The following is a 26,428-nucleotide window of genomic DNA, read 5'->3' on the forward strand; positions in this document are numbered from 1 at the left end:
GAACTCTCGACCCGGAGACAGATGTCCAGTCAAACCACCGCGGCAGGCGCCGCACCCAAACCGATCATGTCGCATCGCGAGATCCTCTTCGTGATCTTCGGCCTGATGGCCGGCATGTTCCTGTCGGCGCTCGACCAGACGGTCGTCGGCACGGCGATCCGCACGATCGGCGACGACCTCCACGGCCTCAGCGAGCAGGCCTGGGTCACCACCGGCTACCTCATCCTCTCGACGATCTCGACGCCGATCTACGGCAAGCTGTCCGACATCTTCGGCCGTCGCCCGCTGTTCATCATCGCGATCCTCATCTTCATCGCCGGATCGATCCTGGCGACCTTCTCGACCTCCATGCTGGAGCTCGCAGCCTTCCGCGCCATCCAGGGCCTCGGCGCCGGCGGTCTGATGTCGATGCCGCTCGCGATCATGGGCGACATGCTCGCCCCGCGCGAGCGCGCCAAGTACCAGGGCTACTTCCTCGCCGTCTTCGGCATCTCGAGCCTCGTCGGCCCGCTGGTCGGCGGCCTGTTCGCCGGCGCGGACCAGATCCTCTGGATCGACGGCTGGCGCTGGGTGTTCCTCATCAACGTCCCGATCGGCCTCATCGCCCTCGCGATGGTGCTGCGGTTCCTGCACCTGCCCAAGCGGTCGCGCGGCTCGGCACGCATCGACTGGTGGGGTGCTGCCGGCGTGATCGTCGCGCTCGTCCCGCTGCTGCTGGTGGCCGAGCAGGGCCGCGACTGGGGCTGGGGGAGCGCCCCTGCGATCGCCTGCTACGTGATCGGCGGCGTCGGCATCATCGCGTTCATCTTCATCGAGATCGCGATGAAGGACGACGCGCTCATCCCGATCAAGCTGTTCCGCTCCAGCACCTTCTCGATGGCAACCGTCATCGGCGTGCTCGTCGGCTTCGGGATGTTCGGCGCCATGCTGACCCTCCCGCTCTACCTGCAGATCGTCCTCGGCTCCACGCCGACGGAGTCCGGCCTGCAGCTGCTGCCGATGATCCTCGGCCTGATGGTGTCCTCGATCGTCTCGGGCCAGATCATCGCGCGCACCGGGCACTACCGGCAGTTCCCGATCATCGGAACGGCCATGCTCGCGGGCGGCTTCTTCTACCTGACGTTCGTCAAGTACGACGACTCGTACTGGTTCATCGCCGGCGCCATGCTGCTCATCGGACTCGGCCTCGGCCAGCTGATGCAGACGCTGACCATCGCCAGCCAGAACTCGGTCGGCCTCCGCGACATGGGTGTGGCGACCAGCGCGTCCACGTTCTTCCGCCAGATCGGTGGAACGCTGGGCACCGCGGTGCTCCTCTCGCTGCTGTTCACGGTGTTCCCGACGAACATCAAGACGTCGCTGACCGACACCCCGACGCTGACCTCCGCCCTGGATGCGGCGCTCACCCCCGCGGTGGCGAACGCACCCGAGAACAAGGCGATCATGAACCAGATCTACGACCCGATCGTCGGCAAGCTGGTCCCCCAGGTGCAGGCGCAGGCCCACCAGGCGGGCGTCGAAGCGCTCGTCGCGAAGGGCATCCCGCAGGATGTGGCGGAGCAGCAGGTCCCGGCCGAGCCGATCGACTTCTCGAACGCCGACCAGCGCGAACAGGTCGTCTCGAAGGCGGTCCCCGCCCTCCAGACGCAGCTCGAGAAGTCGAACTCCGGCACCAGCAGTTCGGACATCAACGACACGTCGTTCCTCAACTCGGCCGACCCGCGGCTCTCGAAGCCGTTCCTCGTGGCGTTCAACGCCTCGGCGGTGCAGGTCTACTGGGTGGCGATGATCGTCGTGCTGGTCGCGTTCGTCCTCTCGCTGTTCTTCAAGACCCCGCCGCTGCGGGCGAAGTCGGCGCTGCAGGAGGCGGCGGACAACGCCGCGGCCGCGGACGCCGCGAAGAGCTCCGAACGCGAGCCGGTCGGCGCCTACGCGTCGCTCTCGGAGGACGACGACGAGGAGTACGACACCGGCATCATCGCCACGCGCGCTGCGAACGAGTTCGGCGCGCTGGTCGAGCCGGGCGTCGACACGGCGTCCACCCGCGCCCAGCGACCGCGTCCCGCGACCGACTGAGCGCGCGTCACTCGCGACGGCCGTCACTCCTCGGGGAGTGGCGGCCGTTTCGCTTGTGTCCCGGAAAGACGCCGATGAGAGCGCGACCACGAAAGACTTGACAACCGCGTCCGGACCGAATTACAGTCTCTCCAAACGCGTGAGAGCGCTCTCACGCTTCAGCCATGAGAGCGCTCTCAACGCGCACCAGGCGCACACCAGACACACGCACAAAGGAGTGACCCGTGAAGCTTTCACGACGCACCAGGATCGCTGCGGCCGTCGCCGGCGCAGCATCCTTCGCCCTCATCGCAGCCGGATGCTCATCGAGCGGAGGCAGCGGTTCCAGCTCGGACCCGATCACGCTGACCGTCACCACGTTCGGCACGATGGGCTTCGACAAGCTCTACTCGCAGTACGAGAAGGAGCACCCCAACATCAAGATCAAGGCCACCAACATCGACACCGGTGACAACGCGCTCACCGACTGGCAGACGAAGCAGGCGGCCGGCAGCGGCCTCCCCGACGTCCAGGCGGTCGAAGAAGGCTGGCTCAGCAAGGTCATGCAGGTCTCCGACCAGTTCAACGACCTGAAGGACTACGGCGCGAACGACATCAAGAGCCGCTGGGTCGACTGGAAGCTGAAGCAGGCCACCGACAAGAGCGGCCGCATCATCGGCTACGGCACCGACATCGGCCCGGAGGGCCTGTGCTACAACGGCAAGCTCTTCGCCGCCGCGGGCCTCCCGAGCGACCGCGAGTCCGTCGCGAAGCTGTTCGGCGGCGACAACGCGACCTGGGACGACTTCTTCAAGGTCGGCGAGGAGTACCACGCCAAGACCGGCAAGGCCTGGTACGACCAGTCCGGCTTCATCTGGAACGCCATGGTGAACCAGCAGCCCGAGGGCTACTACACCAAGGACGGCAAGCTGAACATCAAGGACAACAGCGACCTCCAGGCGCTGTGGTCGAAGCTGGCGGCGGGCGCCGCGGCGGGGCTGTCCTCCAACCAGACCCAGTGGGACTGGGGCAAGGGCAAGGCGTTCACCGACGGATCCTTCGCCACGTTCGTCTGCCCGGGCTGGATGCTCGGCGTCGTTCAGGGCCAGGTCAAGGCGGGCGGCGGCGACGCCACCACCGGCTGGGACTTCGCCAACGTGTTCCCGGGCGGCGCGGCCAACTGGGGCGGATCGTTCCTGACGGTCCCGAAGCAGTCGAAGCACCCGAAGGAGGCCGCGGCCCTCGCGGCGTGGCTCACCACCGCGAAGTCGCAGGTCCAGACCTTCCAGGCGGCGGGCACCTTCCCGTCGGTGACCGAGGCGCAGACCGACTCCGGCGTGACCGGTGAGAGCGACCTCACGAAGTTCTTCAACAACGCCCCCGTCGGCCAGATCCTCGGCGAGCGCGCGAAGGGCGTGGTCGCCCAGTACAAGGGCCCGGACGACTCGGTCATCCAGTCCCAGGTGTTCGGCCCGTCGGTGCAGCAGCTCGACTCGGGCAAGGCCAACGGTCAGCAGGCATGGGACAACGCCATGAAGCTGCTCGACCAGCTGGTCGTCAACAAGTAACCCGAATCCGCAACCGGGCCCCCGCTGCAACCCGAGCGGCGGGGGCCCGACCCACGGGAGAACCGTCATGACCACCACCGCCACCAGGGAATCCGCGCCATCGGCTCCCGCTTCGTCCCGCAAGCGCGACGACCGCGGAGGCCTCACCTTCAAGCAGCGGCTCAGCCGCTTCGACGTCAAGGCGTCGCCCTACTTCTACGTGGCGCCGTTCTTCATCCTCTTCGGGCTCGTCGGGCTGTTCCCGCTCGTCTACACGTTCGTCGTCTCGCTCAACAACTGGAACCTGCTGACCGGTCCGGGCGAGTGGGTCGGCTTCAAGAACTACGCGGCCGAGCTGAGCGATCCGTTCTTCTGGAACTCGCTGTTCAACACGATCAGCATCTTCCTGCTCTCCGCCATCCCGCAGCTGATCGCCGCCGTCTTCATCGCCGCCATCCTCGACCAGAACCTCCGGGCCAAGACGTTCTGGCGGATGAGCGTCCTGCTCCCCTACGTCGTCACCCCGGTCGCCGTCACCCTGATCTTCTCGAGCGCGTTCGACGAGAAGTACGGCCTCATCAACAACATCATCCAGGCGTTCGGCCTCGACCCGGTGATGTGGAAGACCGAGACGTTCCCGTCCCATGTCGCGATCGCGACGATGGTCAACTGGCGCTGGACGGGCTACAACGCGCTCATCCTGCTGGCCGCCATGCAGGCGGTGCCGCGCGACATCCACGAGTCCGCCGCCCTGGACGGCGCCGGGTCGTTCCGCCGCTTCTTCTCGATCACGCTGCCGAGCATCCGCCCAACCATGATCTTCGTGATCATCACGGCCACGATCGGCGGCCTGCAGATCTTCACCGAGCCGAAGCTGTTCAACCCGTCGAGCGCGGTGCCCGGCGGCCCGCAGCGGCAGTACCAGACCACCGTGCTCTACCTGTGGGACATGGCCTTCAACCGGCAGAACTTCGGCAAGGCCTCGGCCATCGCCTGGCTGCTGTTCCTGCTCATCGTGATCTTCGGCGTGCTCAACTTCCTGATCTCGCGCCGGATCGCCTCCACCGAGACCCGCCTGCACCGCAAGCGCACGGCGAGGCGCCTGCAGGCGTCGCGCATCCTGGCCGCCGCGAGCGAGGAGAAGAACCTGTGACCGCCACCGCCTCCCGCCGTGCCCGCGACGCCCGCACTGCGGCGCCTCGCGCCCCCAAGCGCAAGGCGCTCGGGATCGACCGCCGGCCCGGCTTCCTGACCTACGGGATCCTGCTGGCCATCTTCCTCGGCGGCGCCTACCCGCTGTGGTGGTCGTTCGTCGCCGGCTCCAGCGACAGCACCGTGCTGACGTCGACCTGGCCGCCGTTCCTGCCGGGCGGACAGTTCTGGACGAACGTCGGCCAGGTGCTCGACACCGTCCCGTTCTGGCTGGCGCTCGGCAACTCGATCATCGTCGCGTCGGTCATCACGCTGTCCGTCGTCGCGTTCTCGACGCTCGCCGGGTACGCCTTCGCCAAGCTCCGCTTCCGCGGCCGGGAGGGGCTGATGGTGTTCGTCGTGGCGACGCTTGCCGTCCCGACGCAGCTCGGCATCATCCCGCTGTTCATGGTGATGAAGCAGTTCGGCTGGACCGGGACGCTCGGCGCGGTCATCGTCCCGACGCTGGTGACGGCGTTCGGCGTGTTCTTCATGCGCCAGTACCTGGTGGATGTGATCCCCGAGGAGCTGATCGAGGCCGCCCGGGTGGACGGCGCGAACATGATCCGAACGTTCTGGCACGTCGGCGTCCCCGCCGCGCGTCCGGCCATGGCGATCCTCGGCTTGTTCACCTTCATGACCGCGTGGACGGACTACCTCTGGCCGCTGCTCGTCGCCCCGCAGAATCCGACCCTGCAGGTCGCACTGAGCCAGCTGCAGTCGGCGAAGTACGTCGACTACTCGATCGTGCTCGCCGGCGCCGTGCTCGCCACCATCCCCCTGCTGATCCTCTTCGTGCTCGCCGGCCGGCAGCTGGTCTCCGGCATCATGGCCGGCGCGGTGAAAGGCTGAGAATGAACCGCACCTGGCCCGCCGGCTTCCTCTGGGGCTCGGCCACCGCCGCCGCGCAGATCGAGGGCGCCGCCCACGAGGACCGCAAGGAGGACTCCATCTGGGACGCGTTCGCGCGCGTCCCCGGCGCGATCGCAGGCGGGGACACCCCCGAGGTCGCTGTCGACCACTACCACCGGATGCCGCAGGACGTCGCCCTGATGGCGTCCCTCGGACTGCAGTCGTACCGCTTCTCCACCTCGTGGGCCCGCGTGAAGCCGGGCGACCGCTTCGTGAACGCGGAGGGGCTGGCGTTCTACGACCGGCTGGTGGACGAACTCCTCGGCGCCGGCATCCTGCCCTGGCTGACGCTGTATCACTGGGATCTTCCGCAGGCGCTCGAGGAGAAGGGCGGGTGGGCGAACCGCGACACCGCGTACCGGTTCCGCGACTACGCGGTCGCCGTCTACGACGCGCTGGGCGACCGGGTCGACCACTGGACGACGTTCAACGAGCCGCTGTGCTCCTCTCTGATCGGCTACGCGGGCGGTGAGCACGCGCCCGGCCGGCGGGAGCCGCGCGCCGGCCTCGCGGCCCTGCACCACCAGCACCTGGCGCACGGTCTGGCGGTCTCCGAGCTGCGCTCGATGGCCGCGGCGACGGGCCGCGCGGAGTCGCTGCGCGTCGGCATCACCCTCAACCTGACCACGGCCGTCCCGAACGACGCCGCCGATCCCGTGGATCGGGAGGCCGCCCGCCGCATCGACGGGCTCTGGAACCGGATGTACCTTGAGCCCCTGCTGCTCGGCGCCTATCCGGCGGACGTGCTGGAGGATGTGCGGGAGCACCGGTTCGACGAGCTGGTGCGGGACGGCGACCTCACGACCATCGCACAGCCCATCGACTTCCTCGGCGTGAACCATTACCACGACGACAACGTGAGCGGGCATCCGGCGCCGGCGGACGACCCGGCGCCCGTCGTCCCCACCGCTCGTCCGACCTCGTCGCCCTTCGTGGGCAGCGAGTACGTGACCTTCCCGTCGCGGCACCTGCCGACCACGGCGATGGGCTGGGAGGTGAACCCGGACGGGCTCCGCGCCCTGCTGGTGCGGCTGAGCCGCGACTATCCGACCCTGCCGCCGCTGTACATCACGGAGAACGGCGCCGCCTACGACGACGTCGTGGCGGAGGACGGCGCGGTGCACGACGCCGACCGGACCGCGTACATCCTGGCCCACATCGACGCGGTCGGCCGGGCGATCGACGAGGGCGCGGATGTGCGCGGCTACTTCGTGTGGTCGCTGCTCGACAACTTCGAGTGGGCGTGGGGCTACGCGAAGCGGTTCGGGATCGTCCGCGTGGACTATGAGACGCAGCAGCGCACCGTCAAGGATTCCGGCCTGGCGTTCGCTCAGGTGATCGCGACGGCGCGCGAGGGCGAGGTCGTGGAGGAGGCCGCCCCGTCCCGCGTCTAGCATGGACGCGAGCGACGAGGAGACCCGATGACGACCGAGCAGATCGCAGGGCGGGCGGTTCCCACCCTGGAGGCCGTCGCCGCGCGCGCGGGCGTCTCCCGCGCCACGGTGTCGCGGGTCGTCAACGGGTCGCCGAAGGTGACCGCCGAGGTGGTCGCCGCGGTGGAGCGCGCCATCGCGGACCTCAACTACGTCCCGAACCGCGCCGCCCGGTCCCTCGCCTCACGGCGGACGCAGGTGATCGCGTTGGTGGTGCCGGAGTCGACGGCCAAGGTCTTCGCCGACCCGTTCTTCGCATCCATCGTCCAGGGCGTCGCGCTGAGCCTCGCCGACACGGAGTTCACGCTCAACATGGTGATCTCGTCCGAGACGAACCCGGACAAGACGCGGCGGTACCTGATGGGCGGCAACGTCGACGGCGCCCTGGTGGTGTCGCACCACTCGGGCGACCACTCCTACGCGCAGCTGGGCGCCTCCCTCCCGCTGGTGTTCGGCGGGCGCCCGGTCAGCGAGAGCGAGCACGAGTCCTACTACGTGGATGTGGACAACGAGGCGGGCGCGCAGGTCGCCACGCAGCACCTCATCGACCGCGGCCGCCGCGACATCGCCCTGATCACCGGGCCGCAGGACATGCCCGCCGGGCTCGACCGCTACACGGGCTGGCGCCGGGCGATGGATTCGGCCGGGCTGGACGCATCCATGGTCGCGTACGGCGACTTCTCGCCCGCGTCGGGGCTGGAGGCGATGCGCCGGCTGCTCGCGGACGGACGCACGATCGACGGCCTGTTCGCCGCCAACGACCAGATGGCGGCGGGGGCGTATTCGGCGATCCACGAGGCCGGGCTGAGCATCCCGGGCGACATCGCGGTGGTCGGGTACGACGACGACAGCTTCGGGCTCATGTCGACGCCGCCGCTGACGACGGTGCACCAGCCCTCGATCGGCCTCGGCGAGGCGATGGCCCGGGTGCTGGTGCGCCGTCTCGCGGGCGAGACGGTCGACCGCGTCACCCTCCTCCCCACCGAGCTCGTCGTCCGCCAGTCCAGCTGACCCGTTCCCCCTGCCCGCGGCCCCCGCCCCGCCATCGGGCCATCGAGTGGTGAGTCGTGGTCGTCATTCTGCCCGGATGGCAGCATCTGCTCGCTACTCGATGTCGCGGGTGGCGCGGCGGCGGTTGCGCTCACCGAGGGCGGGCGTACCGTCGCGGCATGCCCACGTATACCGCACACCGGCCGCTCGATGGCGACGCCGACGAGTACTTCGACTACGTCTCCGACCCGGAGAACCTTCCCGCCTACTTCCCGCGCGTGACCGAGGCGCACGAGCTGCCCGACGGCAAGGTCGAGACGACGGCGCACGTCGACGCCGACCAGGACGGGAGCGACGAGACCGTCACGTCCGAGGCCGCCTTCGACGTCGACCGCGCCGCGCGCGAGATCACCTGGTCGGCGCCGGGCCCTCACGACTATCACGGCTCGCTGCGGATCACCGACGACGGCGTCGAGCTCACCATCCACACCACGCAGGAGTTCGACGGGATGCAGCAGGCGCTCGACGGGTCCCTCGCGAAGATCGCGGAGAACCTGCGCGCGAAGGCCTGAGTCCGGGCGGTGTTCGACGGCTTCGGGACCACCGACGTCGACGCCGGGGACGCGCGCATCCACGTCCGCCACGGTGGCGAGGGACCGCCGCTCGTGCTGCTTCACGGCCACCCGCGGACCGGCGCGACCTGGCACCGCGTTGCGCCGCTGCTCGTCGCGCGCGGCTTCACCGTCGTGGTGCCCGACCTGCGGGGCTACGGCCGGTCGATGGCGCCGGCGCCGCGGCCGGACCACGCGCAGGCGTCCAAGCGCGCCCTGGCGGAGGACGTGCTCGCCGTGATGCGTTCGCTGGGGCACGACCGTTTCGACCTCGTCGGGCATGACCGGGGCAGCTACGTCGCGTTCCGGCTGGCGATGGACCACCCGGAGGCGGTGCGCCGTGTCGCCCTTCTCGACTGCATCCCGATCGTCGAACACCTCGAACGGATGACGCCCGAGTTCGCCACCGCCTGGTACCACTGGTTCTTCTTCGCCCAGCCGGAGGTCCCGGAGCGGGTCATCACCGCCGACCCGGACGCCTGGTACCGCGGCGACCCGGACGCGATGGGCGCGGAGAACTTCGCCGAGCGGCGGGACGCGGTGCACCGTCCCGAGGTCGTGCGGGCGATGCTCGAGGACTACCGCGCCGGGCTGACGGTCGACCGCGCGGACGAGGAGGCCGACCGCGCCGCCGGCCGGCGCCTCACGATGCCGGTGCTCGTGCTCTGGTCGGAGCGGGACGATCTGGAACAGCTCTTCGGCGACCCGCTCGCCATCTGGCGCGGCTGGGCGAACGACCTCCGGGGACACGGCATCGACTGCGGCCACCACGTCGCCGAGGAGGCGCCGGAGGAACTGGCCACCGCGCTGGGCGACTTCTTCAGGCGGTGACGCCGGCGTCGCGCGGCAGCGTCGCGGCGACGAGGAAGCCGTCCGCCGTGCGCTCGGCCCGCACCGTGCCGCCGTGCGCCTCCATGATGGCGCGCACGATGGCGAGTCCGAGGCCGGCGCGCGACGATCCCGCCCGGCCGGGCGTACGGGCCGGGTCGGCGAGCCATCCCGCCTCGAACATCCGCTCGAGGTCGTCGCCGGGCACGCCGGGCCCGGTGTCGAGGACACCGATGACGACGTCGCCTGCGGACGGCATCGCGGAGACTTCGACCACGCTCCCGCTCGGCGCGTGGCGGACGGCGTTGCCCAGGAGGTTGGTCAGCACCCTGCCGAGCAGGTAGGGATCGGCCTGAACCGGCACGCCGTCGACCCGCCCATGAGCCACCTTCACGGACCGGGCCTCCGCCAGCACGCGCACATCCGAGACCGCATCGGACACCGCGTCGAGCAGCACGACCTCCTCCCGCTGCGGCCGCAACGTGCCGCTCTGCAGGCGCGACAGCTCGAACAGGTCGTCCACCATCCGGCTCATCGCGTCGGCCTGCTGCCGGATGCGGCGCCCCGCGTCGGCAGGATCGGCCGCCATTCCGTCCTCGAGCGACTCGGCGAGCGCCCGGACCCCGGTCAGCGGCGTGCGGAGGTCGTGCGAGATCCACGCGAAGAACGCGCTGCGGGCGGCGTCCAGCCGCTCCAGCTCCGCCCGTGCGTCGGCGAGGCGCACGGACGTCGCGGCGAGTTCCGCGGACATGGCCGCGATCTCGCGCGACGCGGCGGCCCTCTGCACGATCTCGCCGTCTCCGAGGCGGCGGGCGGCCGCGGTGACCGCCGCGAGCGAGCGACGCAGCCCCCGGGCGACCAGCCAGGCGCCGGTCATGCTGAACGCCGCCGACACCGCCAGGATCCACAACAGCACCGTCAGATCGTGCGGCGTGAAGTACATGCCCACCGCGATCGCCAGGGTGGAGCAGGCGATCGAGGCGATGGCGGACGCGACGACGATCGCGATCCGCCAGACGAAGGACGCGCGCCGCGACAGCCGCAGCACCACCGCCGCGATGAGGAAGACGCCGGTGGTGCATCCCAGCGTCACGACGACGATGAACCAGAGGTCGGAGCCGTTCACGACTCGTCCCCCGACGCGACGAACCGGTAGCCCTCGCCCCAGACGGTGAGCAGGTAGCGGGGCTCGTGCGGCACCGGCTCGATCTTCTCGCGCAGTCGGCGGATGTGGACGGTCACGGTCGACGGGTCGCCGAAGCTCCATCCCCACACGTCGCGCAGCACGTCCTCACGGCTGACGACGCGGCCGGGGTTGGTCAGGAAGTAGTGGAACAGCTCGAACTCCCGGGCGGTCAGCAGCAGCTCGCGCCCGGCCGTCCACACGGCGCGCCGCAGCGGGTCGAGCCGGAACGGGCCGACCTCGAAGGCGGCCGTGGGACGCGGCGCCCGCGCCCTGCGCAGCATCGCGTTGACCCGGAGCAGCAGCTCGCGAAGCGAGAACGGCTTCGCGAGGTAGTCGTCGGCGCCGTGCTCGAGACCCTGGATGCGGTCGTCGACGCGGTCGAGCGCCGTGAGCATCAGGATCGGGAGGCGGTCGTCACGGTCGCGCGCGATGCGGCAGAGCTCATCGCCGCTGATCCCGGGCAGCATCCGGTCCAGGATGAGCACGTCCGGCAGGCGCTCGGCCAGGGCACGCCGTCCGCTGGCACCGTCGGCGAAGGCCGTCACCCGATAGCCGGCGGAGGCGAGATAGTCGCTCACGACGCCGAGGACGGTGGGGTCGTCCTCGACGAGCATCGCCGTGAGCTGCGGGGCCGCGATCATGACCCCATCCTCGCCTGCGCGCGCCCGGCGAAGCTGAGTTCTTACGGGGATGAAATGTCTGATTCTCAGAGGCTTGCGCGTTGTTAGCGTCGTCACGCCTCGGCACCCCGCCGGGGAAGCACAAGGAGATACACAGATGCGCAAGACCCTCGCCCTCGCCGCGGCAGCCGTCGCCCTCGCCGCCGGACTGACCGCCTGCAGCGCAGGCTCCGACGCTGCGACCTCGACGCCGTCGGCCACCTCGTCCTCGTCTTCGTCGTCGACGGCGACCTCCACGCGAACCGGTACGTTCGCGGGCCTCAACGACAAGAAGGTCGCCGGTACCGTCACCATCAGCGGCGACACGATCACGCTCTCGGGCTTCTCGTCCGACGAGGGCCCCGACCTGCACCTCTACCTCGCCAACGGCACCGATGAGGCCGCGGTCGCCGCCGGCAAGGAGATCAAGGGAGTCGCCTACGACCAGGCGAACCAGACCTTCGAGCTGAACGGCGTTGACGCGTCCGCATTCACGGACGTGGTCGTGCACTGCGACAAGGCCAAGGCGGTCTTCGGGGCGGCATCCCTCTCGTGATGACCCGTCCAATCACCGCGACCCTCGCCGCTCCCGCCTTCCTCGTGGGCGCGGCGAGGGTCGCCCTCGGCGTCCTCTGGCTGCTGGAGGGCGTGCTCAAGTACCGCGCCGGTTTCGGTGCCGCCGACATCGGCTTCGTGGTCGACGGGGCCGCGACGAACTCGCGCGTTCCCGGCTACTTCGCTGCCTTCGCGGATGCGGTGATGCGCCCGGCACCCGCTCTGTTCGGCGTCGCCATGCCCCTCCTGGAGACGGCGCTCGGCATCGCGCTCATCCTCGGTCTGCTCACCCGGGCGGCTGCGCTGATGTCGGTGCTGACGCTGCTGCTCTACTGGTCAGCCGATCAGCTGATCTGGCAGTACCCGGCGATGCTCGCGCTCAGCGTCGTCGTCATCGCCTGGCCCACGGCCGCGCGTGCGCTGTCCGTCTCCGCGCTGGTCGAGCGGCGCGTCGCGCGTCTGCGGTCGGCCCCTGGGCAGTTGAGGGTGTGGCTCTGAACGACCGGTCGAGTCGTCAGGCCAGGCGCCGGTACAGCCGGTTGCCGGTCGCCGCGATCACGAACCCGGTCGCGACGATCGCGGCGACCCCGCCCGCGTAGGCGATGAACAGGTGCTGGGTTCCGGACTGCGCCGAGAAATAGGTCACCGCCAACGCGATGACCGAGCCCAGTCCGCAGAGGCCGCCGACCCAGACGAGCGGCCACAGCTTGCTGCGCACGGGCGGCTCGACGCCAGGCAGGCGCAGGCCGGACAGCACGAGGCCCGCGACGCTGCCCCAGAACGCGACCACCAGCATTCCGGCGACGACGTCGCTCGGCCGGTGCCACTGCTCCACCAGCGTGGACGCGCCCGCCGCGACCGTGAACAGCGACCCGATCACCGCGGCGAGCGGGCGGAACCGCGGCGAGGACAACAGGAACACGACCAGCGCGGCGGAGGCGGCGACCGCCGTGTGACCGGACGGGAGGGAGTTCGAGAGCCCCACATCCACGCCCTTCTCGGGCCGGGAGAGGACGGTGTACTTCAGCACCTGCGTGCTCACGTTCGCGGCGATCGCGGCGCCGACCGCGACGGCGAACACCAGCCAGTTGCGCCGCACCAGCACGATGACGATCGCCACGACCGCGCCGATGACGACGGATGCGACCGGCAGCGCGTCGAGGAAGGCGTGCGCGAAGTCGATCACGTCGCCCTTCCACGCGTCCGCCCCGGCGAAGGCCCGCTCGTCGATCACCTGGCCGATGTAGCTCTGGACGAAGACCAGGTACACGGCGACGAACAGCACCGCGGACACGAGCGCACCCCAGAGGAAGGGCAGGGCGCGGAGGCTCGATCGCATAGTGCCTTCAACCCTTCCACAACCGACCCTGAGATTCCCGGACGAACGCTCAACAGGGGCAGAACTACGCTCGTGCGACGCCTGTGGACACGAGTAGACCAGCCGCATGACACGCATCGAGAACACCATCCAGATCGACGCGTCGCCGCACGAGGTGTACCTGGCGATCCGCGCGCTCGACTCGTACCCGGGGTGGCTGCGGCGCTCGATCGTGTACCGCGGCACGCGCACCGGCGGCCACGACGGGTACGTGGACACGACGACGATCGGCCGGATGAGCGGACGGCTGCTGGAGGACGAGCCCGACCGGATGCTGCACTTCCACCAGGCGGTGCGCTCCGGCCGGGTGGATGCGGACATCCGGTACGCGGTCGACGGCACGGCGGCCTCCACCCGCGTCGTCCGGGTCGGCGAACTGATCACGCACGGCGTCTACCGCGCCATGCAGCCCGTGCTCGTGCGGATGGCCGCCGCCGAGAGCAAGCGGACGATGCGCGCGCTCAAGACGCATGTCGAGCATCCGGGATGAGACCCGTCAGACGAAGCGCACGCCGTCGCCGCCGAGCCGCGCCCGCATGACGTCGACCGCCGCCGGATTGCTGTCCACCAGCAGGAACCGCCGCCCGAGCCCCGCGGCCACCGCCCCGGTCGTGCCGCTCCCCGCGAAGAAGTCGAGCACCCAGTCCCCCTCGCGGCTCGACGCCTGCACGATCCGCCGCAGCACGCCCTCCGGCTTCTGCGTCGGGTACCCGGTCTTCTCGCGCCCGGTGGGCGACACGATGGTGTGCCACCAGACGTCGGTCGGCAGCTTGCCGAGCTGCGCCTTCTCGGGCGTGACCAACCCGGGCGCCATGTACGGCTCGCGCTCGACCGCCGCCGAGTCGAAGTGGTAGGCGGACGGATCCTTCACGTAGACGAGGATCGTGTCGTGCTTCGCCGGCCAGCGGTTCTTCGGCTTCGCGCCGTAGTCGTAGGCCCAGATGATCTCGTTGAGGAACGACTCGCGCCCGAACAGCGCATCCAGCAGCACCTTGGCGTAGTGCGACTCGCGGTAGTCGAGATGGAGGTACAGCGTCCCGTCGTCCGCCAGCACGCGCCAGGCCTCGATGAGCCGCGGCTCCAGGAAGCTCCAGTAGTCCTCGAACCGGTCGTCGTAGCTGAGCAGGTCGCCCTTGATCCGCTCGTAGCTGCGGCCCTTGAAGCCGATGACGCTGCCCGCGCCGCCCTCCGACCGCACCGAGGTGAGGGTCTGCCGCGCCTGCGGCCGGCCCGTGTTGAACGGCGGGTCGAGGTAGATGAGCCGGAACGCGCCGTCGGGCAACTCCGCCAGCACCGCGAGGTTGTCGCCCTCGACCACGGTGCTCGGCGCCTCCGGATGCCACAGCGGGGAGGCTGCGGGTTCGGGCTGCGACATGGGTCCATTGTCGCAGCGAGAGAATGGAGTGTGCACAATCTCGGCCTCCTCTTCGACGTCGACGGTCCGCTCGCGAGCCCCGTCACCCGCACCATCGCCATCCGCAGCATCGTCACCGACCTGGTGTCGATGGCGGCGGCGGGCGTCCCGATCGCGTTCATCACCGGGCGGTCGGGCGACTTCATCCGGAACCAGGTGGTCGCCCCGCTGTGCGACGCCGGGCTCGGCGAGGCGCTGGACCAGCACGGCGCGCGCATGTTCGGCGTCTTCGAGAAGGGCGGCGCGTGGGCGCCGATCACCGGCGACGGGATGGGCGAGGTCACCGTCGACGAGTCGGTCGCGTTGACGCCCGAGGCGGTGGATGCGGTGCGCCGGCTGGTGCGCGAGCGCTTCGCCGACACCATGTTCTTCGACGAGACGAAGCGCGCGATGATCTCCGTGGAGCAGCGCACCGACGTGGACGCGGACACCTACGCCGAGGCGCAGGGACGGTTCGAGGATGCGGCGTTCGACGCGCTCACCGGGCTCGGCGTCGGGCTCCGGTACCGGGACCGCGTGTCGCCGGACGCGTCCGGCGCCGTGCCGTTCCGCATCGACCCGACCATCATCTCCACCGACATCGAATCGGTGCTTCTCGACAAGGACCGCGGCGCCCAGCGCGCGTTCGACTACTTCGCCGCGCGCGGCCCCCTGCCCCGCCGCTGGCGATCCGTCGGCGACTCCCGCAGCGACTACAAGATGGCCGACTTCGTGCACGACGCCGGGTACGAGGTCGCCCACGTGGATGTTCGCCCCGCCGACGGCGTGCTCGACCGGCCGTACGAGGTCATCACGATCGGCGACGCCATCCACGACGACGCGGGCGCGGAGTTCCTGGCGCACTGGCGGCGCGAGCTCGGGCTGGAGCCGACCGGCTGACTCAGCCCAGCTCCCGCCCGCGGTTGCGGCGGCGAACCTCCCGCGGCGCACGGCCGCCCAGGAACGAACGCGCCGGATCCACCACGAACCCCTGACGCAGTGCCTCGCGGCCCACCAGCATCCGGAACCCCATCTGGTCGCGGTTCGTCAGCGTCGTCTCGGCGCGCACGGTCCGGCCGCCGAGCACCAGGTCGAGCAGCACGACGATCCGCTCCTCGGTGTGCCCGGACGAGCTGCGGACCACGCGGCGGTCATGCACCGCGCACTCGGCGGTCACCGCATCCCGGTCGGAGTCCTGCCACGGATGCACCTGGAAGCGCACGCGGTCGCCCGGCAGCTCTTCGATCTCGAACGCGTGGAGGGACGAGCTGCGCGCTCCCGTGTCGACCTTCACCTTTATCCACTCGACCGGGATGCCCGGGAGGCTCACCCATTCCCGCCAGCCGACCGTGCGCGTGCCGGCGTCGTCGGTGTTTAGATGGGTGTCGGCCATTCCCCCATCTTCGCAGGAGCTCCCCCGTGAAACTCGCCATCCTGTCGCGCGCCCCGCACGCGTACTCCACCCAGCGCCTGCGCTCGGCGGCCGAGAGCCGCGGCCACAACGTGAAGGTGCTCAACACCCTGCGGTTCGCGATCGACCTCTCCGGGGACGAGCCCGACCTGCAGTACCGGGGCCGTCTGCTGTCCGACTACGACGCGATCCTGCCGCGCATCGGCAACTCGATCACGTACTACGGTACGGCCGTCGTGCGGCAGTTCGAGCAGATGGATGTGTACACGCCGAACACCGCGAACGGCATCACGAACTCGCGCGACAAGCTGCGGGCGACGCAGATCCTCTCCCGCCACAACATCGGGATGCCGCGCACGGCCTTCGTCAACAGCCGCGCCGACGTGCGGATGGCGATCGAGCGCGTCGGCGGGGCGCCGGTCGTCATCAAGCTGCTGGAGGGTACGCAGGGCATCGGCGTCATCCTCGCGCCGGAGGCCAAGATCGCGGAGTCGATCATCGAGACGCTGCACTCGACGAAGCAGAACGTGCTCATCCAGAGCTTCATCGCGGAGAGCCGCGGGCGCGACATCCGGGCGCTCGTCGTCGGAGACCGGGTCGTCGCGGCGATGCGGCGCGTGGCGAGCGGCGACGAGTTCCGCTCGAACGTGCACCGCGGCGGCACCGTCGAGAAGGTCGCGCTGACGCCGGAGTTCGAGGAGGCGGCAGTCCGGTCGGCGCAGATCATGGGCCTGCGCGTCGCCGGCGTCGACATGCTCGAGGGCAAGGACGGCCCGCTGGTGATGGAGGTCAACTCCTCGCCCGGGCTTGAGGGCATCGAACGCGCGACCGGCCTGGATGTGGCCGGCGCGATCATCGACTTCATCGACAACCAGGTGGCGTTCCCCGAGATCGACGTCCGCCAGCGCCTCAGTGTCTCCACCGGCTACGGCGTCGCGGAACTGCTTGTGCACACCAACGCCGACCTCGTCGGCAAGATGCTCCGCGACTCCGGTCTCGCCGACCGCGACATCTCCGTGCTGACCCTGCACCGCGGCACTTCCGTCATCCCGAACCCGCGCAGCGGCGTGGTTCTGGAGGCCGGCGACCGGCTGCTGTGCTTCGGCCGGCTGGAGGAGATGCGCTCCATGATCCCGGACCGCCGCAAGCGGCGCACGAAGGTGCGGAAGCTGCCGAAGGAGGCGCAGGAGGCGCTGACGGACACGGAGACGGCAGGCTGAACGTCGGTTAGAGCGAGGGGACAGGAGCGGCGGCACGCGCACGCTCGGCCCGCCGGTAGTGGCGCAGGATCAGCCACAGCGTGAGCAGGCCACCCGCGGCGACCACGACCAGCACCACGATGTACAGAATCCCGGCGAGGGCGGTCACGGCATTCGCCGTCTCCGCTGTGAGACCGCCGGCGGTCGTCAGCTCCTCGAGCGCGCGGCCGTTGGCGATCAGCGCGATGACGGCGGCGAGGTCGCCCGCCGAGTCCCACAGCCCGTGCAGCACCGAGACGCCGAGATACGTCACGACGATCCAGATCGAGAAGCGGAAGCGCGTGCGCCCGCGCGCCGCGCCGAACAACACGGCGCCGAGTACGGCCGTCCACAGCACGTGACCCACCGGGGCCAGGATGGCGCGCAGCACCTCCGTCTGCAGCAGCGCGATGAGGTCGATCCCGCGGGACGTGATGGCCGCGTTGAACGCGTACCCCGCTGACTCGAAGGCGGCGAAGCCGGCGCCGACCGTCGCACCGAGCAGCGCGCCCTGGGTCGCGGTCTTCGGCACGACGCGCCAGCCGATGATGATCAGCAGCACCGCCTTCACGAACTCCTCGATCAGGCCGACGAGAAGGTAGAGGCCCCAGCTCTGGTGCAGGTTCACCTCGAGCAGGGAGGCGCCGAGCACGCCGAAGATGCCGCCGATGAAAAAGGCGAGCACGAGCTGGAGGGAGCTGATGCTGCCGGTGACCCGCTCGATCGCGAACAGGACGACACAGAACGGCACCAGGAAGCTGCCGAGCAGGATCAGCGTCGGGATCAGGTTCGTGTTGCCGGTCACCGCCGTGACCACGATCGTCAGAATCCACAGGGCGAGCCCGGTGAGCAGAGTCTTCCACCACCAGCCGTGATGGTGGTGCGGGTGCGAGGCGGGGGCGCTGTACGCCAGGCCGGATGCGGCGGCCGTCTGGGGCTCATCCATGGGGGTTATCATCCCACCGGGAAGGGGCGCGGCAAGCCCTGGAGCACTCGGGCTTTCTTTGTGCTGGAACGCTCACGCGAGCGCGCGGAACGCGGCCACCCGCTCCCACACCAGCAGGCGCAGATCCAGCGCCTCGGACGCCGTCACCCACCGCTCGAAGGCGAGACGGAACGCGGCCATCGCGGCCTCGGCGGCGACGGACGCGTCGACGACCGGCACCCCGCGGCTCTCCAGCGCACGCGCCGACTCGGTCGTCACCGTCGCCAGCTTCAGCAGCTCGCGTTCCTGAAGACTCCGGTTGGCCGCGATCGCCGCGGCACGGCGTCGGGGGAACTCGTGGTCGGGTCGGCTCTGCAGCAGCGTTGCCGCCGCCTCCATGCCGGCCGCCGCCACCTCGAGCGGCGACAACTCGGCCGGGGCGGCCTCGATCGCGGCGAGCACAGCGGCCTGGAACTCGTCGGATCCGGCGAACAGCACCTCGCGCTTGTCGGCGAAGTGGCGGAAGAACGTGCGCTCCGTCACACCCGCGCGAGACGCGATGTCGGCGACGGTCGTCTGCTCGAATCCGGGCTCGGCGAAGAGGTCGAGCGCCGCCTCCACGAGGCGTTCGCGTGCTCCCGGCTCCCAGCGTCCCACGTCTCCAGTGTAGTGATGACAGCGTCTGACATCGGTGCTATCGTGATGTCAGTCGCTGACGTCAGTCTCTGACATGACTACGAGAGGAGCGCATCATGCGCGTATTCGTCACAGGAGCATCCGGATGGATCGGCTCCGCCACCCTCCCCGAGCTCGTCGCCGCGGGGCACGAGGTGGCCGGGATGGCCCGGTCGGAGCACTCGGCCGCGAAGGTCCGCGCCGCGGGCGCGACGCCGGTGCTCGGAGATCTGGACGCGCTGGACACGATCCGCGAGCAGGCTGCTGCGGCGGACGCGGTCATCCACCTCGGGTTCAAGCACGACTTCTCGGACATGGCCGGTGCCGCGAGGACCGAGCGCGCGGTGATGGAGACGTTCGTCGACGCCTTGGAGGGTACGGGCAAGCCGCTGCTCTTCGCCTCGGGCGTGGCGATGCTCACGCCGGGACGCCTGGCCACCGAGGAGGACCCCGCGCCCTTCAGCGGTCCGGAGGCTCCGCGCGGCGGAGCCGAAGCACTCGCCTTCGCGGCGGCCGACCGCGGCATCCGCCCCGTCGCGCTGCGCTTCGCGCCGACCGTGCACGGGCACGGCGACCACGGGTTCACGGCGACGCTGACCGCGATCGCGCGCGAGAAGGGCGTGGCCGGCTACGTCGGCGACGGCTCCAACCGCTGGCCCGCGGTGCACCGCAGCGACGTCGCCCGCCTCATCGGCCTCGCGCTGGAGGACCCGGATGCGGCGCGCGTGGTGCACGCGGTCGCCGAGGAGGGCGTGGAGGCTCGGGCGATCGCGGAGGGCATCGGAGCGGCGGCGGGCGTTCCCGTCGCCTCCATCGACCCCGTCGACGTGCAATCGCACTTCGGCTGGATCGGGATGTTCTTCGGGGCCGACATCCCGGCCTCGAGCGCCCTCACCCGCGCCCGTCTCGGCTGGGAGCCGGTCGGGCCGACCCTGCTGGAGGACCTGGCGGACGGCGCGTACTCCGCCCCCGCGGCCGCCTGAGACGGTCGCGGATCAGCCCGGGCGGCCGACCCCGCCCGGGCCTCCGGCCGCTCAGTGGGTGAAGGTGTGCGTCTGACCCTCTGTGGGCATGGGCGCCTGAAGGGAGTCGAGGTAGTCGGCCGCCTCACGGATGTCGATCACCAGAGCCTCGGCGAGGTTCCTGCTGAGGCCGTTGCGCACGACGATGCGCTGCACCGTGAGGTCGCTCAGGTCGTCCGGCATCGGGTAGGCCGGGATGAGCCACCCCTTCAGCCGCAGGCGCTCGGACAGGTGATAGAGGTTCCACTTGTCGGTGTGCCCCTTCTTCAGCTGCCAGGCGAAGACCGGGATGTCGGAGCCGTCGTTCCACAACTCGAAGGCGGGCATCTTGGCGATCTCGCTTGAGAGGTAGAGGGCCACATCCTGCGACACCTTCTGGATGCGGTAGTACCCGTCGAAGCCGAGGCGGAGGAACAGGTAGTACTGCAGGAGCACCTGCGCGCCGGGGCGGGAGAAGTTGAGTGCGAAGGTCGGCATGTGACCGCCGAGGTACGTCACATCGAAGACCAGGTCGGACGGCAGGTCGTCGACCGTCTTCCAGACCACCCAGCCGAGGCCGGGATACACCAAGCCGTACTTGTGAGCGGAGGTGCTGATCGACACGACGCGGTCGACCCGGAAGTCCCACACCAGGTTCGGCTGCAGGAACGGCGCGATCATGCCACCGGAGGCGCCGTCCACATGGATCTTGATGTCGAGCCCGGTGTCCTCCTGGATGCCGTCGAGCGCCTTCGCGATCTGGTCGACCGGCTCGTACATCCCGGTGTAGGTGACGCCCATGATGGCGACGACCCCGATGGTGTTCTCGTCGACGTACTTCTCGAGGTCGTGGCCGTCGAGCACCTTGTGGTCGTCGCTGATGGGCACGTAGCGCGGTTCGACGTCCCAGTAGTTGCAGAACTTCTCCCAGCAGACCTGCACCGCGCTCGACATGATGAGGTTGGGCTTGTCGTACGGCTTGCCGGCCGCCTTGCGGGCGAGCTGCCAGCGGCGCTTCAGGGCGAGCCCGCCGAGCATGCACGCCTCCGACGAACCGATGGTGGACGTGCCGATCGACTTCTCCGGGTCGGGTGAGTTCCACAGTCCCGCGACGATCTTCCAGCAGCGGGTCTCGATCGCCGCCGTCTGGGGGTACTCGTCCTTGTCGATCATGTTCTTGTCGGCGGACTCGGAGTACAGCCGGGCGGCGTACTCGTCCATCCAGGTGCCGACAAAGGTGGCCAGGTTGAGCCGGGCGTTCCCGTCGAGCATCGACTCGTCGTGGACGACCCAGTACGCGGTCTCCGGCAGCGACTCGGTGGCCGGGATGCGATCCACCGGCAGCTCCGTCGCCTCTCCCGGGCGGGCGAAGATCGGGTTGAGCTGCGTGCGGTCGTTGAACCCGGTGTAAGCGGTGGTGGGCGGTTGCGTGGCCGCCTTCTTGTCCTCGGCGATGGTCATTGCTCAACTCCTCGACGGCTGGTGGTCCGCCTCCCGGTCGGGCATGGCCGGGCGCGGCAGGCCACACGCTAACCACGCGGTCGTCGCTGTGGCTAGACATCGATTCGGCTCAGGAACCCGACCTCTTCAGGGTGCCGATCGTGCTTCCGCCGTCGTCGAGGACGCTCATCGTGTCGCCGCTGACGTTCCCCGTCGCGGCCTTGCTCAGCCAGGTGTCGACGCCCTCGCACGCCATCATCGTGGAGGCGATGGAGCCGAACGTGATCTCGTCGCCGTCGATCTGGCCCTGCCCGCTCAGCCGGTTGCAGCCGTCGCTGCCCGAGAACGTGCCGTCGTTCTGGATGTCGAGGTTGGGCTGGCCGGACGAGGTCGAGCCCCAGCGGCCGACGACGGCGGCGCCGCTCGGGGTCCCGGCGCAGCCGGCGAGCGCGAGCACCGCCGCGAGGACGACCGCGGCTGCGGCGGCTCTCCTGTTGCGGTGGATGCGGACGTGCATGATTCCTCCCCCGGTGGCCGTTCTGACCGGCAGGGTAGCGCCCGCGGCGTGCGGTGCGACAGAGGTCAGTCGGCGGTGGCCAGCACCTCGTCGACGACGGCCAGCAGCTCCGGCCGGGCGAGGATGCGGAAGTGGCCGCCGACATCCAGTTCGATGTTCCGGGCACCCTCCAGCCTGCTGCCGCCCGGGACGTGTGGGTCGAACCACCCCCAGACCGACACGATCTGCGCGTTCACCGCCCGACTGAGGGCAAGGCGCAGAAGGCCTGGAGTGTTCGGCATGAGTGCGCGGACGCTGGGGAGCGGGATGAAGCGCGCGAGCGACGAGCCGGCGAACGGCGTCGCGACCGTGACGGCCGTGCGGATGCGCGGGCCGGAGTCGGGCATCCCCATGAGGTACTTGGCGACGAGACCGCCCTTGCTGTGGGCGACGATCACTACATCGTGGAGGTCGTGCTGCTCGAGATGGCGGGTGACCAGCGCCGCGCCCTCGGGCACCGACATCCGGTTGTCGCCGAGGCCGGTCACGACGTGCACCGGGTGTCCGGCCGCGTGGATGTGCTGGCTCAGCGGCCGCAGGAACCGCCACGTCTCGAAGATGCCCGGCAGCAGGACGACCGGTGCGAGGTGGCCGTCGACGGCGACCAGCGCGTCCGGCGTGCTGCGGTCGAGGAGCGCGCGGAGCTGGTAGCGGCCGGCGTACAGGTAGTCGAGGGCCACCACGCCCGCTTTGCGGAGGAGCGTGCGCTTCACCTCGGCACCGTCGCTCCCTGCCGGATGAGGGCGGCGGTGCGCCAGGGCGCGCCGTGCATGACGAGGTGGGCGACGCGGGGGACGGACGCGCTCGTCCCTCCGCTGCTCGTCGCCAGCTGCTCCACCCACGGGTCGCGTGCGATCGGGTCGCGGCCGCCGCGGATGACCACGACGGGCACCCGGCACCGCTCCAGCTCGCGCTCGGTCTCGAACGCGAGCATCGCGGGGAGCGTCGCGAGATACCAGCGGATGCCGCAGTGCAGGTAGTCGCCGATCACGATCCGGTTGCCGCGCGCGTCCTCCCGGAAGATGTCGATACCGAGGAGGAGCCCCGCCTTGAGGGCGTTGCGGTCCTGCGGCGCCATCACCGGCCCGAGGAGGGCGAGGCCCTGGACGAGGTCCGGGCGGCGGTCGGCGAGCGCGACCGCCACCTGCGTCCCCATCGAATGGCCGACGATCACCGCATCCGCGATCCCGAGCCCATCGAGCGCGAACGCCACGGCGTCGGCGAACTCCTCGATCGAGAAGCCGCGCACGCGCCGCAGGTTCCGCGCCTTCCCGAAGCCGGGCAGGTCGACCGCGACGACGCGCCCCTCCTCGGCGAGCGCCGGGACCAGCCGCTCGAAGTACCGCGAGCTCACCCCGATGCCGTGCACGAGGACGAACGTCGGTCCGTCCGCGGCTCGCGGGCCGGAGGTGTCCATCGTGACCACGGCGGAGAGGGTCGGCGAGGGCTCACGATCGTCGGTCACCCCACCACGGTATCCCCACGTTCAGGACGACGGGTCGATGACGGTCTTCAGCCACCCCTCCTCCCGCCGGTCGAAGCTCTCGTACGCCTCCAGCGCGTCCACCACGCCGACCTCCTGCGTGATGAACGACGTCGGGTCGAACAGCCCGGCCGCGACCAGGTCGATCAGCGGCGGTGTAACCGCCCGGTGATTGCAGTTGCCCATGCGCACCGTGAGGTTCTTGTTCATGGCCGCGCCGATCGGATAGTGGGTGAGCTGCGGGGAGTAGACGCCGATGATGCCGATGCGGCCGGCCTTGGCGACCGACTCGACCGCCCACTGCGACACGAGCGTCGGCGCGTCGCCGGGCACCCACTGGTCGCCGCGCGGGTTGGTCTCGGGGGCGACCTCCTGCTGCGCCTCCTCGAACTGCGGGATCTCCTCGGCGGTCGCCTCCGCGGCCGGGCCGCTCTTCGGCCGTTGCGCGTCCACGCCGACCGCGTCGATCACGGCGTCCACGCCCGCGCCGCGGGTCAGCTCCAGGATGGCGTCGACCGGCGCCTCGCGGTTGAAGTCGACGATCTCCGCGTTCTGCGCGAGCGCCTGGGCCAGCCGCGTCTCGATGCCGTCGACCGCGAACACACGCCCGGCGCCCTGCCGATAGGCCGACGCGATCGCCAGCTGCCCGACGATCCCTGCACCGAACACGGCGACGGTGTCGCCCTTCTTCACTCCCGCGAGCTCGGCCCCGAACCACGCGGTCGGGAAGATGTCCGACAGCAGGATCGCCTGCTCGTCGCTCACCGCCTCCGGAAGCGGGATCAGCGTGTGCTGTGCCCACGGCACGCGGGCGTACTGCGCCTGCAGCCCGTTCACCGGGCCCGTGGTCTCCGGGCCGCCGAAGAACGACGTGCCGGCCGCCGGGCCGTTCGGGTTGGCCACGTCGCACTGGGCGGTGTTGCCCGCGCGGCACTGCGGGCAGACGCCGCACGAGATGGTCGAGCACACGATGACCCTGTCACCGGGCGAGAAGCCGCGGACGGCATCCCCCACCTCTTCCACCACGCCGACGGCCTCGTGGCCGAGCACGGTCCCCTCCTTCATGCCCGCCATCGTGCCGCGGATCATGTGCAGATCCGTTCCGCAGATCGCGCTCGTCATGATGCGCACGATCGCGTCCGTCGGCTCCTGGATGGTGGGGTCGGGTACGTCGTCGAGTCGGATGTCTCCGACGCCGTGCCACACGATGGCCTTCATGATGTCTCCTCCCGGTTGCAACAAGACTGCGGGCGAACGTACGCGCCCGATCCCGGATGGCCGTAACCCGTTGAAAACTCGCCCGACGGGGGTAGCTGTGGAGAAGTACTAGCCCCACCGGCAGCGGAAGGAGTACCACGGGATCATGCCCGCATCAGAGGAGCTTCCCTCCACCCTCGAGCGCTCCGAGAAGCACGCGCAGGCGCTCTGGTCGAAGGCGCACGACTCCGCGGTGAAGGAGTACGGCGAGGGCGAACGCGCCCACCGCACCGCCTTCTCGGCGCTGAAGCACGAGTACGAGAAGGTGGGCGACCACTGGGAGCGCAAGGCTCACAACGGACCCTCGGACCGCAAGGCCGCCGGGGGCCGCGACACGAAGGCGAGCACGCAGGAGGGCGTCGACGCGAACGCGTCCAAGAGCCACCTGCTCGACGTCGCGAAGCGCCTCGACATCTCCGGCCGCACCCGGATGACGAAGGACGAGCTGGTCGACGAGATCAAGAAGGCCAACCGCCGCGAGAGCGCGGCCGCGCGAAAGAAGAAGTGACCTATGGGCGACGTGATCGCGTTCATCCTGTGCTTCCTGCTGTTCCTGGTGGGGATCTTCCTGCTCGGGCTCGCGGACACGCTGCCCGCGTTCCAGGGGCTGGTGTTCTTCGCCGGCATCCTGTGCATCGCACTGTCGTTCGGCATCCCGGTCCACGTGCTCGGTCGCGCGGACTGACACATCCCCTGGTCACTGTCAGGGGCGCGGGATAACGTTGGCGAATGGCTGATATCACGCGCCTGCACAGCCACACCTCCGACCCGGAGGAGGCGGATGCAGCGATGGCGGCTGCCGGCGGGCGGTTCGCGTTCGCGCAACTCCCGCAGAACGACTTCGCGTTCGAGGTCGATCAGGTGGTCGATCCGGCCTTCTCCGTCGCCCGCTATGCGATCGGGGGCGAGTGGGAGACGTCCGGCGACTTCGACGACGTCGTCATCGTCAACGTCAAGAGCGACATCTACCGCTGGGAGATCGACGGCGAGCGCGGGTTCGGCTCGCGCGCGCCCTTCCTCATCCGGCCGGGACACGACTTCACCTGCTACGCCCGCGACAGCGATGTGGTGAACATCTTCCTGTCGCCTGACGTGCTGCGGGATGTGGCCTCTACCGCGTTCGGTCACGAGGGTCCGGTGGTCTTCGGCTCGGCCGAGACGATCGACCCGCGGCGTGCCGAGTACATGATGACCGCCGCGACGGTGGCGTCCGAATACATGGAGTCGGGCACCTTCCGCCACCCGCTGGTGCGGGCGAGTCTCTTCCACACGCTCGCCATGGCCGCACTGCAGTGCTTCCCGCTCAGCGCCGACCCGGCCGAACGGCCGCTCTCCGCCGCCGCGCTGCAGGAGACTCACCGCCTCGCCGTGCGCTTCATCGAAGACCATGCGTCGCTGCCGATCACGGTCGGCGACATCGCGAACGCGGCCGGCACAACGATCACCCAGCTGAACGCGGCGTTCCGCGCCCACCACGGCACGACCGCGCGCAGCTACCTCTGGACCGTGCGGCTGTCCGCCGCTCGCACCGATCTCATGGTCTCCGATCCCACGTCCACCGATCTCGCCGAGCTGGCAGGCCGGTGGGGCTTCGCCGACGTCGACCGCTTCACCCGCCGCTATCGCGCCCAGTACGGCGAGAGCCCGGAGACGACGCTGGGTCGCTGAGCCGGAGGGCCTGGCCGACGCGGCGCAGGCGGGGTA

At 70.0% G+C, this 26,428-nt stretch carries 29 protein-coding genes; 17 read left to right on the forward strand and 12 right to left on the reverse strand.

The genetic code is table 11. The features are described 5' to 3' along the window. Positions 1–66: 66 nt before the first annotated feature. The 8 genes from AB0P25_RS06340 to AB0P25_RS06375 all read left to right on the forward strand — a co-directional run bounded on the left by AB0P25_RS06340 (position 67) and on the right by AB0P25_RS06375 (position 9,570). The gene (locus AB0P25_RS06340; protein ID WP_363806084.1) at positions 67–2,076 is read left to right on the forward strand and encodes an MDR family MFS transporter; all 2,010 of its coding nucleotides are present in this window, start codon (positions 67–69) and stop codon (positions 2,074–2,076) included. A 224-nt stretch (positions 2,077–2,300) separates the two neighbouring features. Continuing rightward, on the forward strand, positions 2,301–3,623 hold the full coding sequence (locus AB0P25_RS06345; RefSeq protein WP_363806085.1) for an ABC transporter substrate-binding protein: 1,323 nt from the start codon (positions 2,301–2,303) through the stop codon (positions 3,621–3,623). A gap of 67 nt (positions 3,624–3,690) precedes the next feature. Continuing rightward, positions 3,691–4,755 carry a sugar ABC transporter permease gene (locus AB0P25_RS06350; RefSeq protein WP_363806086.1) on the forward strand — a complete coding sequence of 355 codons (1,065 nt, stop codon included), beginning with the start codon at positions 3,691–3,693 and terminating at the stop codon, positions 4,753–4,755. Continuing rightward, positions 4,752–5,645 carry a carbohydrate ABC transporter permease gene (locus tag AB0P25_RS06355; RefSeq protein ID WP_363806087.1) on the forward strand — a complete coding sequence of 298 codons (894 nt, stop codon included), beginning with the start codon at positions 4,752–4,754 and terminating at the stop codon, positions 5,643–5,645. The genes AB0P25_RS06350 and AB0P25_RS06355 overlap by 4 nt, the downstream gene beginning before the upstream one ends. Positions 5,646–5,647: 2 nt before the next feature. Further along, positions 5,648–7,099 (forward strand): GH1 family beta-glucosidase, encoded by a 1,452-nt coding sequence (locus AB0P25_RS06360; RefSeq protein WP_363806088.1) that lies wholly within the window; start codon positions 5,648–5,650, stop codon positions 7,097–7,099. Positions 7,100–7,126: 27 nt separating this feature from the next. Further along, the gene (locus AB0P25_RS06365; RefSeq protein ID WP_363806090.1) at positions 7,127–8,149 is read left to right on the forward strand and encodes a LacI family DNA-binding transcriptional regulator; all 1,023 of its coding nucleotides are present in this window, start codon (positions 7,127–7,129) and stop codon (positions 8,147–8,149) included. Between the two features lie 158 nt (positions 8,150–8,307). Then, positions 8,308–8,700 (forward strand): SRPBCC family protein, encoded by a 393-nt coding sequence (locus tag AB0P25_RS06370; RefSeq protein ID WP_363806091.1) that lies wholly within the window; start codon positions 8,308–8,310, stop codon positions 8,698–8,700. Positions 8,701–8,709: 9 nt separating this feature from the next. Then, positions 8,710–9,570 (forward strand): alpha/beta hydrolase, encoded by an 861-nt coding sequence (locus AB0P25_RS06375; RefSeq protein WP_363806093.1) that lies wholly within the window; start codon positions 8,710–8,712, stop codon positions 9,568–9,570. On the opposite strand, the gene AB0P25_RS06380 is transcribed toward AB0P25_RS06375, so the two are convergent. Then, positions 9,560–10,693, reverse strand: a complete 1,134-nt coding sequence (locus AB0P25_RS06380; RefSeq protein ID WP_363806094.1) for a HAMP domain-containing sensor histidine kinase — start codon at positions 10,691–10,693, stop codon at positions 9,560–9,562. The two genes, AB0P25_RS06375 and AB0P25_RS06380, sit on opposite strands and share 11 nt — an antisense overlap. Beyond that, on the reverse strand, positions 10,690–11,394 hold the full coding sequence (locus tag AB0P25_RS06385; protein WP_363806095.1) for a response regulator transcription factor: 705 nt from the start codon (positions 11,392–11,394) through the stop codon (positions 10,690–10,692). Before AB0P25_RS06385 ends, AB0P25_RS06380 begins: the two co-directional genes overlap by 4 nt. A gap of 136 nt (positions 11,395–11,530) precedes the next feature. Here AB0P25_RS06385 and AB0P25_RS06390 point away from each other — a divergent pair, with 136 nt between their 5' ends. Beyond that, positions 11,531–11,968: a DM13 domain-containing protein gene (locus tag AB0P25_RS06390; RefSeq protein WP_363806096.1), complete on the forward strand. Its 438-nt coding sequence runs from the start codon at positions 11,531–11,533 to the stop codon at positions 11,966–11,968. Beyond that, the gene (locus tag AB0P25_RS06395; RefSeq protein WP_363806097.1) at positions 11,968–12,465 is read left to right on the forward strand and encodes a DoxX family membrane protein; all 498 of its coding nucleotides are present in this window, start codon (positions 11,968–11,970) and stop codon (positions 12,463–12,465) included. Before AB0P25_RS06390 ends, AB0P25_RS06395 begins: the two co-directional genes overlap by 1 nt. Positions 12,466–12,481: 16 nt before the next feature. Here the strand turns inward: AB0P25_RS06395 and AB0P25_RS06400 are convergent, their stop codons facing one another. Next, a complete protein-coding gene (locus AB0P25_RS06400) occupies positions 12,482–13,306 on the reverse strand; it encodes a phosphatase PAP2 family protein (protein ID WP_363806099.1) in 825 nt (274 codons plus the stop codon). A gap of 106 nt (positions 13,307–13,412) precedes the next feature. On the opposite strand from AB0P25_RS06400, the gene AB0P25_RS06405 reads away from it, so the two are divergent. Then, positions 13,413–13,835: an SRPBCC family protein gene (locus tag AB0P25_RS06405; protein WP_363806100.1), complete on the forward strand. Its 423-nt coding sequence runs from the start codon at positions 13,413–13,415 to the stop codon at positions 13,833–13,835. Positions 13,836–13,841: 6 nt separating this feature from the next. Here AB0P25_RS06405 and AB0P25_RS06410 read toward each other — a convergent pair whose 3' ends face one another. Beyond that, a complete protein-coding gene (locus tag AB0P25_RS06410) occupies positions 13,842–14,720 on the reverse strand; it encodes a site-specific DNA-methyltransferase (RefSeq protein WP_363806102.1) in 879 nt (292 codons plus the stop codon). 30 nt (positions 14,721–14,750) lie between these two features. Here AB0P25_RS06410 and AB0P25_RS06415 point away from each other — a divergent pair, with 30 nt between their 5' ends. Then, positions 14,751–15,638 (forward strand): hypothetical protein, encoded by an 888-nt coding sequence (locus AB0P25_RS06415; protein ID WP_363806104.1) that lies wholly within the window; start codon positions 14,751–14,753, stop codon positions 15,636–15,638. Position 15,639: 1 nt separating this feature from the next. On the opposite strand, the gene AB0P25_RS06420 is transcribed toward AB0P25_RS06415, so the two are convergent. Further along, complete coding sequence (locus tag AB0P25_RS06420; protein ID WP_363806105.1) at positions 15,640–16,131, reverse strand: RimK/LysX family protein; 492 nt, start codon at positions 16,129–16,131, stop codon at positions 15,640–15,642. A gap of 26 nt (positions 16,132–16,157) precedes the next feature. Between AB0P25_RS06420 and rimK the strand changes: the two genes are divergently transcribed. Further along, positions 16,158–17,369 (forward strand): 30S ribosomal protein S6--L-glutamate ligase, encoded by a 1,212-nt coding sequence (rimK, locus tag AB0P25_RS06425; RefSeq protein WP_363806106.1) that lies wholly within the window; start codon positions 16,158–16,160, stop codon positions 17,367–17,369. 7 nt (positions 17,370–17,376) lie between these two features. Here the strand turns inward: rimK and AB0P25_RS06430 are convergent, their stop codons facing one another. Continuing rightward, positions 17,377–18,333 carry a PrsW family glutamic-type intramembrane protease gene (locus tag AB0P25_RS06430; RefSeq protein ID WP_363806107.1) on the reverse strand — a complete coding sequence of 319 codons (957 nt, stop codon included), beginning with the start codon at positions 18,331–18,333 and terminating at the stop codon, positions 17,377–17,379. 72 nt (positions 18,334–18,405) lie between these two features. After that, positions 18,406–18,969, reverse strand: coding sequence for a helix-turn-helix domain-containing protein (locus AB0P25_RS06435; protein WP_363806108.1), 564 nt, complete (start codon positions 18,967–18,969; stop codon positions 18,406–18,408). A 95-nt stretch (positions 18,970–19,064) separates the two neighbouring features. Between AB0P25_RS06435 and AB0P25_RS06440 the strand changes: the two genes are divergently transcribed. Continuing rightward, positions 19,065–19,970, forward strand: a complete 906-nt coding sequence (locus AB0P25_RS06440; protein ID WP_363806109.1) for an SDR family oxidoreductase — start codon at positions 19,065–19,067, stop codon at positions 19,968–19,970. 51 nt (positions 19,971–20,021) lie between these two features. On the opposite strand, the gene AB0P25_RS06445 is transcribed toward AB0P25_RS06440, so the two are convergent. The 5 genes from AB0P25_RS06445 to AB0P25_RS06465 form a co-directional block, all read right to left on the reverse strand. After that, positions 20,022–21,449 carry a glutamate decarboxylase gene (locus AB0P25_RS06445; protein ID WP_363806110.1) on the reverse strand — a complete coding sequence of 476 codons (1,428 nt, stop codon included), beginning with the start codon at positions 21,447–21,449 and terminating at the stop codon, positions 20,022–20,024. A gap of 109 nt (positions 21,450–21,558) precedes the next feature. Beyond that, on the reverse strand, positions 21,559–21,945 hold the full coding sequence (locus AB0P25_RS06450; RefSeq protein WP_363806111.1) for an META domain-containing protein: 387 nt from the start codon (positions 21,943–21,945) through the stop codon (positions 21,559–21,561). Positions 21,946–22,010: 65 nt separating this feature from the next. Further along, on the reverse strand, positions 22,011–22,697 hold the full coding sequence (locus AB0P25_RS06455; RefSeq protein ID WP_363806112.1) for an alpha/beta hydrolase: 687 nt from the start codon (positions 22,695–22,697) through the stop codon (positions 22,011–22,013). After that, positions 22,694–23,449 (reverse strand): alpha/beta fold hydrolase, encoded by a 756-nt coding sequence (locus AB0P25_RS06460; RefSeq protein WP_363806113.1) that lies wholly within the window; start codon positions 23,447–23,449, stop codon positions 22,694–22,696. Before AB0P25_RS06460 ends, AB0P25_RS06455 begins: the two co-directional genes overlap by 4 nt. A gap of 21 nt (positions 23,450–23,470) precedes the next feature. Beyond that, positions 23,471–24,685: a zinc-dependent alcohol dehydrogenase gene (locus AB0P25_RS06465; protein ID WP_363806114.1), complete on the reverse strand. Its 1,215-nt coding sequence runs from the start codon at positions 24,683–24,685 to the stop codon at positions 23,471–23,473. 145 nt (positions 24,686–24,830) lie between these two features. Between AB0P25_RS06465 and AB0P25_RS06470 the strand changes: the two genes are divergently transcribed. The 3 genes from AB0P25_RS06470 to AB0P25_RS06480 are packed head-to-tail and all read left to right on the forward strand — an operon-like array spanning position 24,831 to position 26,392. Continuing rightward, positions 24,831–25,232, forward strand: coding sequence for a ChaB family protein (locus AB0P25_RS06470; RefSeq protein WP_363806116.1), 402 nt, complete (start codon positions 24,831–24,833; stop codon positions 25,230–25,232). Between the two features lie 3 nt (positions 25,233–25,235). Then, positions 25,236–25,409 carry a hypothetical protein gene (locus tag AB0P25_RS06475; protein WP_363806117.1) on the forward strand — a complete coding sequence of 58 codons (174 nt, stop codon included), beginning with the start codon at positions 25,236–25,238 and terminating at the stop codon, positions 25,407–25,409. A 44-nt stretch (positions 25,410–25,453) separates the two neighbouring features. After that, positions 25,454–26,392, forward strand: coding sequence for a helix-turn-helix domain-containing protein (locus AB0P25_RS06480; RefSeq protein WP_363806118.1), 939 nt, complete (start codon positions 25,454–25,456; stop codon positions 26,390–26,392). The last annotated feature ends 36 nt before the right edge of the window (positions 26,393–26,428 follow it).

It is taken from the genome of Leifsonia sp. NPDC077715 (genome assembly GCF_040686855.1).
In the GTDB taxonomy this organism is placed as follows: domain Bacteria; phylum Actinomycetota; class Actinomycetes; order Actinomycetales; family Microbacteriaceae; genus Leifsonia.

Coding starts and splice junctions, on each gene's coding strand:
- AB0P25_RS06390 (WP_363806096.1), top strand. CDS start 11,531: ATGCGCAAGACCCTCGCCCTCGCCGCGGCAGCCGTCGCCCTCGCCGCC.
- AB0P25_RS06480 (WP_363806118.1), top strand. CDS start 25,454: ATGGCTGATATCACGCGCCTGCACAGCCACACCTCCGACCCGGAGGAG.
- AB0P25_RS06370 (WP_363806091.1), top strand. CDS start 8,308: ATGCCCACGTATACCGCACACCGGCCGCTCGATGGCGACGCCGACGAG.
- AB0P25_RS06470 (WP_363806116.1), top strand. CDS start 24,831: ATGCCCGCATCAGAGGAGCTTCCCTCCACCCTCGAGCGCTCCGAGAAG.
- AB0P25_RS06400 (WP_363806099.1), bottom strand. CDS start 13,306: ATGCGATCGAGCCTCCGCGCCCTGCCCTTCCTCTGGGGTGCGCTCGTG.
- AB0P25_RS06420 (WP_363806105.1), bottom strand. CDS start 16,131: ATGGCCGACACCCATCTAAACACCGACGACGCCGGCACGCGCACGGTC.
- AB0P25_RS06395 (WP_363806097.1), top strand. CDS start 11,968: ATGACCCGTCCAATCACCGCGACCCTCGCCGCTCCCGCCTTCCTCGTG.
- AB0P25_RS06430 (WP_363806107.1), bottom strand. CDS start 18,333: ATGGATGAGCCCCAGACGGCCGCCGCATCCGGCCTGGCGTACAGCGCC.
- AB0P25_RS06445 (WP_363806110.1), bottom strand. CDS start 21,449: ATGACCATCGCCGAGGACAAGAAGGCGGCCACGCAACCGCCCACCACC.
- AB0P25_RS06410 (WP_363806102.1), bottom strand. CDS start 14,720: ATGTCGCAGCCCGAACCCGCAGCCTCCCCGCTGTGGCATCCGGAGGCG.
- AB0P25_RS06340 (WP_363806084.1), top strand. CDS start 67: ATGTCGCATCGCGAGATCCTCTTCGTGATCTTCGGCCTGATGGCCGGC.
- AB0P25_RS06365 (WP_363806090.1), top strand. CDS start 7,127: ATGACGACCGAGCAGATCGCAGGGCGGGCGGTTCCCACCCTGGAGGCC.
- AB0P25_RS06450 (WP_363806111.1), bottom strand. CDS start 21,945: ATGCACGTCCGCATCCACCGCAACAGGAGAGCCGCCGCAGCCGCGGTC.
- AB0P25_RS06465 (WP_363806114.1), bottom strand. CDS start 24,685: ATGAAGGCCATCGTGTGGCACGGCGTCGGAGACATCCGACTCGACGAC.
- AB0P25_RS06440 (WP_363806109.1), top strand. CDS start 19,065: ATGCGCGTATTCGTCACAGGAGCATCCGGATGGATCGGCTCCGCCACC.
- AB0P25_RS06475 (WP_363806117.1), top strand. CDS start 25,236: ATGGGCGACGTGATCGCGTTCATCCTGTGCTTCCTGCTGTTCCTGGTG.
- AB0P25_RS06385 (WP_363806095.1), bottom strand. CDS start 11,394: ATGATCGCGGCCCCGCAGCTCACGGCGATGCTCGTCGAGGACGACCCC.
- AB0P25_RS06360 (WP_363806088.1), top strand. CDS start 5,648: ATGAACCGCACCTGGCCCGCCGGCTTCCTCTGGGGCTCGGCCACCGCC.
- AB0P25_RS06405 (WP_363806100.1), top strand. CDS start 13,413: ATGACACGCATCGAGAACACCATCCAGATCGACGCGTCGCCGCACGAG.
- AB0P25_RS06350 (WP_363806086.1), top strand. CDS start 3,691: ATGACCACCACCGCCACCAGGGAATCCGCGCCATCGGCTCCCGCTTCG.